General features: G+C 72.2%; 11 protein-coding genes. 1 reads left to right on the top strand and 10 read right to left on the bottom strand.

The genetic code is table 11. The features are described from left to right. Positions 1–907 precede the first annotated feature (907 nt). The 5 genes from AC0VX6_RS07930 to AC0VX6_RS07910 form a co-directional block, all read right to left on the bottom strand. Positions 908–2,548: a DUF885 domain-containing protein gene (locus AC0VX6_RS07930; RefSeq protein WP_475469284.1), complete on the bottom strand. Its 1,641-nt coding sequence runs from the start codon at positions 2,546–2,548 to the stop codon at positions 908–910. 121 nt (positions 2,549–2,669) lie between these two features. Then, positions 2,670–3,263: a GTP-binding protein gene (locus AC0VX6_RS07925; protein ID WP_013151867.1), complete on the bottom strand. Its 594-nt coding sequence runs from the start codon at positions 3,261–3,263 to the stop codon at positions 2,670–2,672. A 34-nt stretch (positions 3,264–3,297) separates the two neighbouring features. Beyond that, positions 3,298–3,714: a DUF742 domain-containing protein gene (locus AC0VX6_RS07920; RefSeq protein ID WP_223839293.1), complete on the bottom strand. Its 417-nt coding sequence runs from the start codon at positions 3,712–3,714 to the stop codon at positions 3,298–3,300. A 98-nt stretch (positions 3,715–3,812) separates the two neighbouring features. After that, positions 3,813–4,214 carry a roadblock/LC7 domain-containing protein gene (locus AC0VX6_RS07915; RefSeq protein WP_013151865.1) on the bottom strand — a complete coding sequence of 134 codons (402 nt, stop codon included), beginning with the start codon at positions 4,212–4,214 and terminating at the stop codon, positions 3,813–3,815. A 232-nt stretch (positions 4,215–4,446) separates the two neighbouring features. Continuing rightward, complete coding sequence (locus AC0VX6_RS07910; protein ID WP_475469283.1) at positions 4,447–7,695, bottom strand: sensor histidine kinase; 3,249 nt, start codon at positions 7,693–7,695, stop codon at positions 4,447–4,449. Positions 7,696–8,374: 679 nt separating this feature from the next. Here AC0VX6_RS07910 and AC0VX6_RS07905 point away from each other — a divergent pair. Further along, complete coding sequence (locus AC0VX6_RS07905; RefSeq protein ID WP_274976851.1) at positions 8,375–9,625, top strand: D-alanyl-D-alanine carboxypeptidase family protein; 1,251 nt, start codon at positions 8,375–8,377, stop codon at positions 9,623–9,625. Positions 9,626–9,943: 318 nt separating this feature from the next. Here the strand turns inward: AC0VX6_RS07905 and AC0VX6_RS07900 are convergent, their stop codons facing one another. The 5 genes from AC0VX6_RS07900 to AC0VX6_RS07880 all read right to left on the bottom strand — a co-directional run bounded on the left by AC0VX6_RS07900 (position 9,944) and on the right by AC0VX6_RS07880 (position 14,793). Further along, a complete protein-coding gene (locus AC0VX6_RS07900) occupies positions 9,944–10,609 on the bottom strand; it encodes a hypothetical protein (protein ID WP_475467964.1) in 666 nt (221 codons plus the stop codon). A 43-nt stretch (positions 10,610–10,652) separates the two neighbouring features. Continuing rightward, positions 10,653–10,871 (bottom strand): hypothetical protein, encoded by a 219-nt coding sequence (locus AC0VX6_RS07895; protein WP_274976849.1) that lies wholly within the window; start codon positions 10,869–10,871, stop codon positions 10,653–10,655. A gap of 144 nt (positions 10,872–11,015) precedes the next feature. Beyond that, on the bottom strand, positions 11,016–12,050 hold the full coding sequence (locus tag AC0VX6_RS07890) for a LacI family DNA-binding transcriptional regulator (RefSeq protein WP_274976848.1): 1,035 nt from the start codon (positions 12,048–12,050) through the stop codon (positions 11,016–11,018). A gap of 246 nt (positions 12,051–12,296) precedes the next feature. After that, the gene (locus tag AC0VX6_RS07885; RefSeq protein WP_475469281.1) at positions 12,297–13,697 is read right to left on the bottom strand and encodes a GH1 family beta-glucosidase; all 1,401 of its coding nucleotides are present in this window, start codon (positions 13,695–13,697) and stop codon (positions 12,297–12,299) included. A 235-nt stretch (positions 13,698–13,932) separates the two neighbouring features. Then, positions 13,933–14,793: a MetQ/NlpA family ABC transporter substrate-binding protein gene (locus AC0VX6_RS07880; protein WP_274976847.1), complete on the bottom strand. Its 861-nt coding sequence runs from the start codon at positions 14,791–14,793 to the stop codon at positions 13,933–13,935. Positions 14,794–14,821: the final 28 nt, after the last annotated feature.

Here is a 14,821-nt window from a genome sequence, read left to right as displayed (position 1 = left end):
GCCGGTCGTGCCCGTCACGGCCGCCGGTGTACCAACGTGTGGAGGGCGGCAGGAGTGCCCGGCCGGGCGGGTGTTCACCTCGGGGCCGAGGTGGGCGGAACGCGGGCGGGTGTCGAGTTCGGAGAGCGAAGGCCTCACCCGACAGGCGGGGGCCGGTGGAGCCCTCAGCACACCGCGCCCTGCGGGGCCGACGGTTCGTGGTCGCTGAGGCAGGCACTGTCAGGCTCTACGGCAACCCCCCGAGACCTTCCCGCCAGCCCGGGCTCTACGGGCGCCTGGTTGCTGACGCAGCGACGCTCTACAACTTGCGGACCCCCTACGACGCGCGGTCACGCGCGGGGCTTCATGGCCGCTCTTGGCCTGAACCGTGTACCCCCGCTCACGGAGGGCTGAGGAAGACTCCCGGTGGGCGTTCCCACCGGCGACCTCCCGAACCCCTTCGTGACGCCCACCAGGCACCCCACATGACCGGCGTGCAGGGATCTCCTTCGGCAAGTTCGCCGGGCGAACTTGCTCTCAGTCGGTCCCCGCCCCCAGCACTGAACCTCGGAGCCAGTACCCACCACGACCACCCACCCCCCAGGGGCTGACGGGGAACCCGCACGCCCTACGGATGCCTGGCCACCGTCACCGGCACGCTCTACGCCAACCCCCACGGGGGAACGGTCACCACACATGCCACCCCAACCCCCAGGGGTCAACGGTCACCACATATGCGACCCCAACCCCCAGGGGTCAACGGTCACAGGACGTGCCACCCCAACCCCCTACGGCGCAACGCTGCTGAGGGCTCTACGGGCGGGTGGTTCGGCTTTGTGAAGGGCTCAACCCTCTGCGGCGCACCACCACGGGACGCTCCCCTTCGGCATACCGCCGCTGTCCGCTCTACGGGCGGGCGGCCGGGTCCTTACAGCTCCAGCAGGGTGCGCAGGTGGCGCGGGGGCGGGCTGCCGTGGGCGAGCATCGCGTCGTGGCGCTCGCGCTCGGTGAGCGCGGGTCGGGCCAGGGCGAGGTCGTCGGCGATGTCGGAGACCTCCGCGTAGCCCACGTAGTAGGTGGACAGCTGGGCGCTGGTGAGCTGGGCCCGACGCCACTTGCCGACGGCCTCGCCCTCCTCCTGGTGCCCGCGCTGGGTCATCAGGGAGATCGCCTCGGCCTCGGTGATGTCGCCGGTGTGCAGGCGCACGTCCAGGATCGCGTTGATGATCATCCGCAGGCGCATCTTGAGCTGCACCAGGCGCAGCGCCAGGTCCTCGCGCCGGTCGCCGGACCAGCCGTGGCGGGCCAGCACCTCCTCGGCGTAGACCGCCCAGCCCTCCACGAAGGTGCCGCTCCACAGGGCCCGGCCCACCCGGGTGCCGCCCTGGTGCCGGGCGGCGTGGGCGAGCTGGAGCGCGTGACCCGGAACGGCCTCGTGGGCCATGAGGTCGCGCAGCATGACCGCGTTGTACTCGCGGAAGAAGGACTCCCGTCGCTCGGCGGGCCAGTCCTCGGGCGGCGGGGAGACCGCGACCAGGGTCGGCTGCTCCCCGGACCGCGGGTCGAGGGGGCCGGGGGGTTCGCAGTAGGCCACCGACACCCCGCGGCGGGCCTCGGGCATCGGCACGATCCGGACCGGGTCGTCGTGGACCGTCACGATGTCCAGCGCGCGCACCCTCTCGTTCAGGTGCAGGAGGGCGTCGGCGCAGGCGGGGCGGACGGTGTCGGCGTCGGTGGCGCCCCGTGCGGCCAGCTCGGCGAGCGCCTCGGCCACCCCCTCGCGGCGGCGCGCCCCGCCCAGGTACTCCGCCGCCGCCTCGGCGATCGCCTCCTCCGTGGCCAGCAGGTCGCTCTCGGCGCGCACCAGCAGCGCCTCGGGCGAGAGCTCGGAGTCGAGGGTGTACCAGAGCTGGGCGGCGAAGTCGCGCTCGCCCAGACGGGGGTCGGCGGTGGCGGTCTCCAGACGGTCCCGCAGCCAGGCGGCGTGTTCCTCCACGGCGGCCAGGGCGGCCTCGCGGGCCGGTTCCAGGGCGGGGGGCGCCGCTCCCGCGGGCACGTCGGAGACGAGCATGGCGCGGGCCCCGGCCGTCTGGGCCAGGGCCGTCTCCACGTGCACGCGGGGCATGCCGGGGCCCTCCGACAGGCGCGAGCGTGCGGTGGCGAGGTGGTCGGGCAGGGCCGCGCAGCGCGCGGCGAGCGCCGACAGGCGTTCGGGAAGGGGCAGGGCCTCGCGCTCCACGAGGGCGTGCAGGGCCTCGCCCGGCGAGTACAGCAGCGGGTCCCACGTGTGCGGGCGCAGTTCCGCGGTGTGCCAGAGGTCGGCGCTGACGCGGGTGCGCAGCACCTCCAGGTCGACCCGGTCGCCGACGGGGATGAGGTCGGGGTCGATCTCGTCCAGGGAGCCGAGGGCGTCGGTGAGCACCGAGACGCGGCGCACGTCGGCCTCGACCGAGCGGTCGGACAGGCGGGAGGCGCCACGGGTGTCGCCCAGGTCCAGCGCCCACTCGGGGGCGTCGTGGAGCAGGGAGTCGAGCACGCGCTCGGCCACCTCGCGGAACCGCCGGGTCATCGCCCCTGGGTCGGGCTGGGAGGAAGAGCTCATGGCGCCATGATGCCAGCACGGACGCCCGGTTCCCGTCCGACGGGAACCGGGCCGTGCTCTGTGCGGGACCCCGGCCCGGGTGGCCCTCCTAGCGCCAGGAGCTCTGGCCGCCCGTGGAAGTGGGCTGTCCGGCCGCGCCCTCGGGGTCCCCCACCGTGATGGCGTGCTCGACGAGGGTGATGAGCGTCGACTTGGTGGAGGCCTTGTCACGGGCGTCCACCTGGACGATCGGGATCTCCGGGCTGAGCGTCAGCGCGTCCCGGACCTCGTCGGCCGCGTGGGGGTAGTAGCCGTCGAACCCGTTGATCCCCACGATGAAGGGCAGACGCGCCTCCTCGAAGTAGTCGATCGCGGGGAAGCAGTCCGCCAGACGGCGGGTGTCCACCAGGACGACTGCGCCGATGGCGCCCTTGACCAGGTCGTCCCACATGAACCAGAACCGGTGCTGTCCGGGGGTGCCGAACAGGTACAGGATCAGGTCGGAGTCGAGGGAGACGCGGCCGAAGTCCATCGCCACGGTGGTGGTCTGCTTGTCCGGCGTCTTGGCGAGGTCGTCCACCCCGACGCTGGCGCTGGTCATGACCGCCTCGGTGGTCAGCGGCACGATCTCGGAGACGGAGCCAACGAATGTCGTCTTCCCGACACCGAAGCCCCCGGCGACGACGATCTTGACCGACGTCATCGCGTTCCCCCCAGCACCGCCTTCCTCGGCTGGGCTAGAGCTTGCGAAGTCCACTGAGCACCCTTTCAAGCAGGTTGGTGTTGGGACGGGCGTCGTTGTTGAGCGAGGACCTGATCTGGACCAGTCCCTGCTCGGACATGTCCGCCACAAGCACCCGCGCCACACCGAGCGGCATCCGCAACAGCGCGGAGATCTCCGCCACGGAACGCCATTCCCGGCACAGGTCGCTGATCGCCTGCCATTCGGGCGTCAGCGTCCCAGACTCGTTGCGGGCCGCCGCGGTGGCCGAGATCAGGGCTTCCAGGGGAAGCTGTGACTTCGGCTTGGTGCGGCCCTTGGTCACCGCGTAGGGGCGGACCAGAGAACTGGGCGCACTCCCCGCAGCGGATCGTTGGTCGTACGGTTGTTGGATTGGTCGGGGAACATCTCCGCCGCCCGGAACCGCCGGCATTCCCCCCGTGGGGGGACCGCTCGGCTGTTGTCCGAACCACGAGGCGCTCCCGGCATCTCTACTGTGAGGTGCCACCACTTCCTCCTGTCGGTGGTGGTTCAGTGGATTCCCGAGGTGCGCGCCGTTGGTGTCAGCGCCCGCCCCGCCCGCTCGACGAGCAGGGTCATCTCGTACGCGACCAGACCCAGGTCGCTCTCAGCCGACGCCAGGACCGCCAGGCAGGAGCCGTCGCTGATGGCCATGATGAGCATCAGCCCCCGCTCCATCTCCACGACGGTCTGGGCGACCGCTCCACCCTCGAACACCCGGGCAGCACCCTGCGTCAGGCTCGACAGACCGGAGGCGATGGCCGCCAGCTGGTCGGCCCGGTCCGCTGGGAAGCCCGCCGACGAGGCCAACGGAAGGCCGTCAGAGGAGACGACGATCGCGTGGGCCACGTCGGGGACACGGTCGGCAAAGTCAGTGATCAACCAGTTGAGTTCATTCACCTGTCGACTCATCTGATCTCCTGTCCAGTTTCGCCGGCTGGTCTCTGGGCACTGCTACCGCCGGCACGGCATGTGACAGCACTGCCTCTACGAACTGCCCGGCCCCTCCCGCGGGGGTGGCCGGGAGTCTGGTGTTCTGCTCTCGTCGAGCTGTGGGTAAGACGCGTCCGAGAAGCTCGGTAGATGCTATTGCATCCAGCCCCCGGGATTAAGGGGGACCCCGTCCCGCCAGGTTCCACTGAGGTCACCCCTCCGTCGAGCCTTCCCCGAGCCGGTCCCGTCCCTCGCGGACGCCCTTCTGGAAGCCGGAGAAGCGGTTGCGGACGCGGTCAGCGCTGCGCGTGGGCATCTGCTTGAAGTTCTCCGGCTTGGGCGCCGTCCCCGGAACAAGGTTTGCCTTGGGAACGCGTTTTGGCAAGCCCGAGGTGGTCAGTCCGTCCGCCTTGGGCTCCGCCGCGGTCCGCGCGGCCTTCCAGCCGCGGTCGGCCTCGGAGGTCCACTCCTGGGTGGAGCGGGGCGCCTGGTCGGTGCTGGCCGGGGGGCGCTGCTCCTGGACCGCCGGGACCTGCTGGATCGGGCCGGTCTCGGTCGTGTCCACCGTGGGGCCGCCGCTGCGGCGCTTGAACCAGTTGGACTCGATCGCGTCGAAGATCGGCAGCGAGTCGCTCTCCTCACCCGACGGGGTGGGCGGCACGACGGTGTTGTTCGGCCCCTGGGCGCCACCGTAGCGGCGGGAGAGGTAGGCGGTCGAGCCGTACCCCTCGCGGGAGTCGATACCGCCGGAGCGCCAGTTTCCGCCGTCCTGGGACGAGGGGACCGCCGGGAAGGTCTCGGTGTTGTCGTCGCGCTCGCGGGCCGCGGGGCGCTCGTGGGCGCCGGTGTCACGGCCGCCGAACGCGTGGCCCGAGCCGTTGTCGGAGAAGGCTCCGTTGCCCGGGGAAGCGCCGTTGCCGGCGGGGGCCCCGGTGTGGCCGCCCGACTGCGCGCCCGCGCCGCCGAACGCGTCGTAGGACTCGTTGGCCGTGGAGCGGAACGCGCCGGTGTCGGTGGCGGGCCTGCGGAACTCGCCCGTGTCGCCGGTGGGGCGGCGGAAGGACCCCGTGTCGGAGGGCCTGCTGAAGGACCCGGTGTCCGACGAGCGGCCCACGGAGCCGCCGCCGAAGGAGTCGCCGCGGGGGCTCGGGTCGAAGAAGTTGCGTCCGCCGGTCTCGGGCTGCGGGCGCTGGGGCTCGTCGTCCTCGGAGGAGTCGTAGGGGTCGACCACGGGTCGGCCGTTGGCGCCGCCGGAGGAGGCCCCGGTGGTCCCGGCTCCCCTGGTGGTGTCCCACACCGAACCGGTGCTGGTGTTGCCCCACAGGTCCTGGCCGCTGGGCGGGTGCTCCCCGGTGTGGGATCCGGTGGGCTGACGCCTGGGCAGGCCGCCCAGGTCGCCGGGGACGCTGCCGCTCTCCTGGGTCTGCCAGGGGTCGTTCGGCTCGACGGGCGCCGGGGTGGAGGCGAAGGCCGCCTCGGCGTCGGCGTAGGTGTTGGGCGCGCCCGAGGTGAGCTCGGGGCGGCTGTCCGCGCCGCCCAGGGCGTGCTGGCCCTCGACCGGGGTGATCAGCAGGTCGGGCGGGAAGATGACGTGCGCGGTGGTTCCGCCGCCGTGGGCCTCCTCCAGGCTCAGCCTGACGCCGTGGCGGTGGGCCAGGCGCGAGACCACGAACAGGCCCATGCGGCGCGAGACCGCGACGTCGATGACCGGCGGGGCGGCCAGGCGGGCGTTGATCGCCGCCATGTCCTCGGGTGCCATGCCGATGCCGCTGTCGGTGACGTCGACCTGGACGCCGCCGCTGTCGAGGGTCTTGGCGCTGACCAGGACCTCGGTGTCGTGCGGGGAGAACGAGGTGGCGTTCTCCACCAGCTCGGCGACCAGGTGGATGACGTCGTTGACGGGGCGGCCGAGCACCGAGATGTGGGAGGGGGCGCGCACGTTGACGCGCTCGTACTGCTCGACCTCGGAGACCGCGCCGCGCAGGACGTCGACCAGCGGGACCGGCTGGGCCCACTTGCGGGTGTTGTCCTGGCCGGACAGGACCAGCAGGTTCTCGTTGTTGCGGCGCATGCGCGTGGCGAGGTGGTCCAGCTGGAACAGGTCGGAGAGGCGGTCGGCGTCCTGCTCGGACTGCTCCAGACCGTCGATGAGGCGCAGCTGCCGTTCCACCAGGGTCTGGCTGCGGCGGGACAGGTTGACGAACATCGCGTTGACGTTGCTGCGCAGCGCGGCCTCGTCGGAGGCCAGGGTGAGCGCGACGCGGTGGACGTCGTCGAAGGCGCGGGCCACCTCGCCGATCTCGTCGTGCGTGTCGACCTCGATCGGGGTGACCTTGACGTTCTCGGGGACCGTCCCGGCCTCCTGCATCCGGTTGATCGCGTCGGGCAGGTCGCGCTCGGCGACCCGGCGCGCGCCGTCCTCCAGGGCGCGCAGGGGGCGCACCAGGGAGCGGACCACGAGGGAGGTGAGGACGAAGACCGCCAGGAGCACGGCCGCGACGACGAAGAGGTCGATCAGGGCGCGGCCCATGGCCTCGTCGCGCAGGGAGTCGGCGTCGGCCGCGATGCCCTCGGCGATGCCCTCCTCGACCGTCTGGAGGCGTCCCAGGGCCACGTCGGCGATCTCGCGGTAGTCCTCGGGGCCGTCGTTGGCGGTCACACCGGTGAGGTCGTCGCCGCGGTCGGCGCGGTACATCACGCGCATGCGCATCGTGGAGACCTGGCTGACCTCCAGACCGGTGAAGTTGTCGTCGAAGATCTGCCGCTGCTCCTCGGAGGCGGCCTGGACGAAGTTGGAGATCTCGCTCTCGTAGCGGGCGCGCGCGGAGTCGATGGCCTCGGCGATACCGCCGGTCATCGTGTTGCGGGCCAGGGAGTGGCCCATCAGCGCGGTCTCGTAGGAGAGCTGGTCCCGGGCGGTGGACAGCGCGGTCAGCGTGCGCACGCTCTCGCGCAGGTCGGTGTCGCCGGTCTCGTCCGCCATCGTCTGGTTGAACTCGGCCAGCGAGCGGGTGATCGTGCGGTACTTGGTGACCACCGGCAGGACGGTGATACGGGTCTCGTCGACCTCGGTGCGCAGGGCGTCCAGCGTGGAGAGCTGGGTGCGCATGCTGGACAGGCGGCTCGTGGCGGTCTCGTTGTCCACCTCGCCCATGTCGTCGAGGCGGGCGGAGAGGGTCTGCTGCAGGTCGCGGGAGGCGTCGCGCTCCTCCTCCATCCGCTGGCGCAGCTCGTCCGAGCGCCGCGCGGGGTCGGCGTTGTCGGAGATGTAGACCGCGCTGGCGCTGCGCTCGTGGCCCAGCTGGTTGGCCAGCTCCACGATGAGGACGCCGACCTCGGCGCGGTCCTGGATGTGCGCGTGGGTGACGGTGGAGACCGCCGCCTCGTAGACCCGCAGGCCGCCGAGCGCCAGGGCTACCGCGGTGGGGATGACGATGAGGGCCACCAGTCGGGAGCGCACCCGCCAGTTACGTGGCCGCCACCAGTCGGCTCTGCGCTTGGGCGTGGCATCGGCATGTTCGGCCTGCGCTGCCTCGCTCTGCGCGCCGGCCCCGTTTTTCGTCGCTCGTGTCGACACGGACCCTCGCAACCTTTCGTGTCACCGCTTCGAGCGGCTGGTTGGACCCCAGGGGTTGACCGCTCCGTCCGAAGGCTCTTCGGGGAAACCGGTACAGACCAGGAGGTCCGCCGAGCCGGAAGCGGCGGGAATGTGGGGAGATGTGAAGACTGTCCGCTGGACTCGCCTGGGATGAGAGGAGCCGCGCACCCGAAGATCTCCGTAGGTGCGCGTGCGGTGGATAGCGTACCAATGGGCGCGAAGGACTCGCTTCGGCTGTTTGACGGCGATCGGCGGGATCTTCTTCCCCCGACCGGTACATAATGCCCGCCATTGTCGGCATTATGGCCGATGCAGCAGGTCAGGGATAGCGTCCGAAACCACCCCGGGACTGAGGTAACTTTTTGGACACACCGCCAGCTTCCCCACCAACACCCCACTGACATGACATCGTGACAAGACGGTAGACGCAGGTCCCGGGGAGGAAGCGGAAATGCGTACCTCGTCACGCCCTGAATCACACACGCTCGGTGACATCACGAAAGCGGAGGGTTCGGATCGCGGGAAAACCCGCGGACCCTCCGTGCGCGCCTTTTCGGTCAGTACCGCGCTCCCGGCCGGCCTCGCGGTACTGCTCTGCCTCTCCACCGCCGCGCCCGGGGCCGCCTCCGACGGCGGTTCGGCGGGGACCGCGCTGGGGAGCGTACAGGTGGAACTGGCCGCGCTGCGCGCGGGCATGGAGACGCTGCGCCGGGAGGCGTCGGAGAAGATCGAGCACTACGAGGCCGAGCGCGAACGCCTCACCGAGCTGACCGAGCGCAGCGGCGAGGCGCGCGAGCGCGCGGGCGAGGCCGACGAGCGCGGCGAGGCGGCCCGTCTGGCCGCCGCCCGGCAGGCCGCCACCGCCTACAAGGGCGGTGAGCTGGGCATGGTCACCGCCTGGGCCGGCCCCGAGGGGCCCGCCGGGATGCTCGAACGGGGCGCCTACCTCACCCTGCTCGGTTCGTACCGGGAGGCCGACGTGGGCCGTGCCGAGGCCGCGCGGGTGGCCACCGACACCCTCGCCGGGGTCGCCGAGACCGCGCAGGCGGAGCAGGCCGAGGCGGTCGAGGACGCCGAGAGCGCCCGGGAGGACGCGGTGGAGGCCGTGGCCGACCAGGAGGCGGCCCTGGAGGACCTGCTGGAGGAGCAGACCCGGCTGGAGGCCCGGCTCGCGGAGGTGCGCGACGCCGAGGCCGCCGAGAGGCGCCGCGAGGAGGCCCTGCGCGACGCGCGGGCGGCGAACTCCTCCGGGGGATCGGCGGAGGCCGCCGTCACCGCCGTTTCGGCGGAGGACGAAAAAGACGACAATGGCCATTGGCACGATGGCGAGAAGGAAAAGGAGGGCGGGGAGGAAATCTCGGCCGCGGGAAGCGCCGACCACGGTTGCACCGGGGGCGTCGCGACCGCGCACGCCAACGGGCGGATCCCGGAGTCGGTGCTGTGCCCCCTGCCCCAACCCGGCGAGCGGCTGCGCGCCGACGCGGCCGAGGCCTTCATCGAACTCGACGGGGACTACCGCGAGGCGTTCGGACGGCCGATGTGCGTGGCCGACTCCTACCGGCCCTACCACGAGCAGGTGCGCCTGTTCCAGGAGATGCTGCCCGGCATGGCCGCCCGGCCCGGGACCAGCCAGCACGGCCTGGGCCTGGCCGTGGACCTGTGCGGCGGCGTGAACAGCGTCGGCACCGCCGAGCACCAGTGGATGCTGGCCCACGCGCCCGCCCACGGCTGGCACAACCCGCCCTGGGCCCGGGGCGGCTTCGAGCCCTGGCACTGGGAGTTCACCCCGTAGAGCCAGTTCTTCGAACCGGGTCTCAGGCACTGAGGGGTTGTTCGGGCGCCCGCGGGGTTCTGGAGGTGCCGGAGGCGGGTTTTCGCGGAGGGACTGCGCCGTAGGCGTCGTTTGAGGGTGGTGGCGGGCGACGGGTGGGCACGAGCCGACCCGGTGCAGGCGCCGCTGTGCCAGCCTCAACCCGATTCCCGCTCTTTGGGCGCCCGAACACAAGAAGGACCGCGCCGTAGGCGTCGTTTGAGGGTGGTGGCGGGCGACGGGTGGGACGAAGCGAAGCGAAGGCCCAAGGGGAACACGCGTGTCCGCCCGCGGTCGCGGTCAGACCTGGGAGCCGACCCGGACCTCGAAGGTGCCCAGGACGTCGGCGTCCACGAACAGCTCGTCGTCGGTCTCCAGCGGCGGTGTCGCCACCGGCAGCAGCGCGCGCACGCGCCCGGGGCCCGACACCAGCCACTCATGCGCGGGATCGGCCAGGCCGCGGCCCAGCTCCCCCTCCTCCACCGAGGCGCTCACGCTCAGCGGCTGCCCGGGCACCTCGTCGGCGGTGGTCAGCACCGGCCCCAGGGTCAGCTGCACCGGCCGCCCCTCGCCGTCCAGCCACAGGCAGGCGGGCGTGTAGGCGCTCACCGGGGCCCCTCCCCCGGAGACGGCGGCCACGCCCACACGGGCCGACCTCGCCCGGGGCGGCACGGCGTCGTCCGAGCCCCGCACCAGTTCCGGGGGGACCCGCCAGACGTCGTCGCCCGCCCGGACCGGCACCGGCTCGGCGGGGACCAGCGGGGCGCACATGCGCGCCTCCGGCTCGACGATGATCTCGATCGGCGCGGCGACGGCGCGTTCGTGCGCCCCGGCCAGGGCGTCACCGCCCGCCTCCAGCAGGTCGGCGAGGCGGACGTGGTCCGGGCTGCCCAGCACGTCGCCGTCGTCCAGGGCTCCGGCGCGCTCGCTGCCGCCGCTCGGCGACAGATAGGTCACCCAGCGCATGTGCTTCTCCTTGTCCACCGCGGAAGGGGCGGCGCGCCCCCGCTCAGAGGGCGGCGGTGGGACTGTGCTCCTTGCCCGTGCCCGCGCACCCGCGGCAGGGCTCGTCGACGCGGAGCCAGACGATCACCCCGCTGCCGTCGCGATGCGGCCGCTCGGGTCGCCACCAGCCCGTGCCGGAGCAGAACCGGCACTCGACGCCGTCCCGTTCGCACCATCCGCACGAGGAAATCGCACACCGGTTGTGTGTCGGCTCCCGCTCCATGCGCTCCCACCGTCTCCCGCGAAATCGCGACCAGCCTTGCACAGTCACCGCGCCGCGTCCACCCGGGAGGGCGTGAACGGGCGGGTCAGAGCGCTGCGGGAGGGTGCGTGCGCGGGCTGGGACGTTGCCCGGAGGCCTCTCGGCTCAGCCGGACTCGCGCACGACCATGTGGGTGCCGAGCATGACGGTCTCGGCCTCCGCCGTGCGCGGGATCGCCACGTCCACCAGCAGCCGCGCCATCTCCTGCCCCATCTGCACCGTGGGCTGGTGGACGGTGGTCAGCGGCGGGTCGCTGTGCTGGGCCATGACGGTGTCGTCGTAGCCCACCAGGGCCACGTCCCCCGGCACGCTCAGACCGCGTGCGCGCAGCACACGCAGCCCGCCGAGCGCCATCATGTCGGAGGCGGCGAACACCGCGTCGGGCTCCAGCCCGGTGTCCAGGAGCCGCTCCATCGCCTCGGCTCCCCCCTCCACGCTGAAGTCGCCCTGCACGACGAGCCGGTCGTCCACCTCCAGCCCGGCGGCGGCCATGACCTCGCGGTAGCCGCGCAGGCGCTCCACACCGGCGTCCATGTCCAGGGGGCCGGTGATGGCGGCCACCCGTCGGCGGCCGCGCTCCAGGAGGTGGCGGATGGCCATCCGGGCCCCGCCGATGTTGTCGATGTCGACGCAGTAGGGCGCGGGCTGTTCGGGCGAGTGCGGGCGGCCGCCGTGGACGACCGGTACCCCGGCCTCGGCCAGACGGGCCGAGAGCGGGTTGTCGCTGTGCAGGGAGATCAGCAGCGCGCCGTCCACGTGGAAGCCGCTGAGGTAGTCGCCCACGCGCTTGTGCTCGGCCTCGGTCCGGGCCGTGGTGAGCATGAGCTGGAGGTCGCGCTCGTGCAGGACCGAGCTCACGCCGCGGATGATGTCGGCGAAGAAGGGGTCCGAGAACAGCCGGTCCCGGGGCTCGGAGACGACCAGCGCGATCGTGTCGGTGCGCCTGGTGACCAGGGTGCGCGCGGCCTGGTTCGGGCTGTAGCCGAGTTCGGCGATCGCGGCGTGCACGGCCTCCCTGGTGCGGGGGCTCACCTGCGCGGACCCGTTGATCACCCGCGAGACGGTCCCTCGTCCGACCCCGGCGCGCTGCGCCACCATCTCCAGGGTCGGACGCTTCCGACCAGCACCGGTCTTGGCCACTTCGAGGCTCCCTCTGGGATCGTGTCCCGCCGTCCCGGGGACTGCTTCCCCGGGACGGCGGCGTGTGCGACGGGCATCCACGGTCATACCCGCCCGGAACGACTGTGTGGGGTGCCCCTCGGGACACCCCACGGTCCTTCCGCGGTACGCCGGACCTCCGCCGTGCGCGGCGGAGGTCCGGCGTACTCCAGGACGTGCTCCGCGGGCACCCGCCCGCCGCGCGGCGGGCGGCGTCCACGGGACGCGTTACCGGCGCTCGGGGAACTGCCCCGTCTTGGCCAGTTCGGCGTACCAGTGACCGCTGTCCTTGATGATCCTGCGCTGCGTCTCGTAGTCGACGTGCACGATGCCGAACCGGCGGGAGTACCCCCACGCCCACTCGAAATTATCCAGGAGCGACCAGGCGAAGTAACCCCGCAGGGGCACTCCGGCCAGAACGGCCTCCTTGGCCGCCCTCAGGTGGCCCTCGTAGTAGTCGATCCGGTCGGTGTCGTTGACCTCGCCGGCCTCGGTGACGGTGTCCTCGAAGGCGCAGCCGTTCTCGGTGACGTAGAGGTCGATGCCACCGCTCTCCCCCGCCAGGCGGGAGAGCACGTCGAACAGGCCGGTGGGGTCGATCTCCCAGCCCATGTGCGTGACGGGCAGCCCCTGCGAGACGTGCACCTCCTCGGGGTCGGCGCCGAGCCAGGCGCCGCCCTCGCCGCTGACCAGCGCGGGGTCCAGACCCTTGGCGGAGGCGGCGACGAACTCGGGCGAGTAGTAGTTGACGCCCAGGAAGTCCAGGGGGGCGGAGGTGATCTCCAGGTCGCCGTCCTGGATGAAGGAGAAGTCGGTGACGCCGGCGAGGTCCTCCCTGACGTCCGCGGGGTAGCGGCCCTTGAGCAGGGGGTCGGTGAAGATGCGGTTGCGCACGCCGTCGGCGCGGCGGGCGGCGCGGGCGTCCGCGGCGCTGGGCCCGTGGGGGCGGATGACCGCCTGGTTGTGGGCCAGGCCCACCCGGGCGGTGTGACCGGTGGAGCGGATCGCCTCGACGGCCAAGCCGTGGCCCAGCAGGAGGTGGTGTGCGGCGGCCAGGGCAGCGGCCGGGTCCTTGTGGCCCGGCGCGTGGTGACCGTTCTCGTAGCCGAGGAAGGCCGAGCACCAGGGCTCGTTGATGGTCATCCAGTTGCTGACGCGGTCGCCGAGGGCCTCGGCCACGACCTGGGCGTAGTCGCGGAAGCGGTAGGCGGTGTCGCGGTGGGGCCAGCCCCCCGCGTCCTCCAGCGGCTGGGGCAGGTCCCAGTGGTAGAGGGTCGCCCAGGGCTGGATCCCGGCCGCCAGGAGGGTGTCCACCAGGCGGTCGTAGAAGTCGATCCCGGCCTGGTTCACGGCGCCGGTGCCCTCTGGGATGATCCGCGGCCAGGCGACGGAGAAGCGGTACGCGCCCAGGTTGAGCTGGCTCATGAGCGCGACGTCGTCGGCGTAGCGGTTGTAGTGGTCGTCGGCGGGGTCGCCGGTGTCTCCGCCCAGGACCTTGCCGGGGGTCTCGGCGAAGGTGTCCCAGATGCTGCGGCCGCGGCCGTCGGCGGTCGTGGCGCCTTCGATCTGGAACGAGGCGGTGGCCGCCCCCCAGAGGAAGCCCTCAGGGAAATCGTTGCGGTTGTTCACTGCTGGTGTACGCACCTTCCATGACGAGGGGACATCGTTTTGGGAGCGCTCCCATAAAAGAAACAGAGAAGTACCTTGATGTCAATCAACAGCCTCGGCACCGCAATCCAAACGTTACGGGCAGGCGGTGCCGGAGACGGTTCCGCGACGCCGCGGAGCGTCCCGCACGGGCGCTCCGCGGGGCGCTCCGGGGGGCGGCCCGCGGCGCGGCCCGCACGACCGCCCGACGCCGCCCTCAGGTGCCCTCCCCGCCGACGGGTACCACGACGCCCTGCCAGCGGTCCTCCATGAACGCGCGCACCTCGCCGCTGTGCAGGAGTTCGTCGAGCCGGGCGATCTCCTCGTCGCCGATGTCGTGCGTGGCCACCACCAGCCCGTTGGCGTAGGGGTTGTCCCCGGTCTCCTCCCAGGCCAGCACGTTGGCGGTGGAGACCAGGTCGGCCTCCAGGGCGTAGTTGCCGTTGACCACCGCCGCGTCCAGGTCCTGGAGGGAGCGCGGCAGCTGGGCCGCCTCCACCGGGGTGACCGTGACGCCGAGCGGGTTGTCCTCGATGTCGTCGACCGTGGGCGCCTCCTCGCCCGTGTCGGCCAGGGTGATGACGCCCTCGGTGTCGAGCAGGTCCAGAGCCCGGCCCATGTTGGAGGTGTCGTTGGGCACGCCGATCTGTGCGCCCTCGGGCAGGTCCGCCAGGTCGGTCAGCTCCTGCGAGTAGATGCCGAAGGCCTCCAGGTGCACGTCCGTCACGTAGCTCAGGTCGGCGTCCGGGTTGCCCTGGAGGTACTCCTCCAGGAACGGCCGCGTCTGGTAGTAGTTGGCGTGCAGTTCGCCCTCGGCCAGCGCCGCGTTGGGCTGGTTGTAGTCGGTGTAGACGGACACATCCAGGGCCAGCCCCGCGTCGGCCGCCAGGTTCTCGTCGACGAACTCCAGGATCTCGGCGTGCGGCGTCGGCGTCGCGCCGATCCGCAGGACGGTCACGTCCTCCCCGCCGGTCTCCTCCCGCGCCCGTTCGCTGGGGCTGCCGCAGGCCGCCAGCAGGGCCACCGCCGTCGCCGCGGCGGCGCCCCGCACCGCGCGCCTCCTCGCGTCCTCGGTCATCGCCGTCTCCCTCCGTGTCTCCGGGACA

The sequence above is a fragment of the Nocardiopsis sp. iso_25 genome (assembly GCF_056173305.1).
This window is presented reverse-complemented; position numbering and strand designations above follow the sequence as displayed.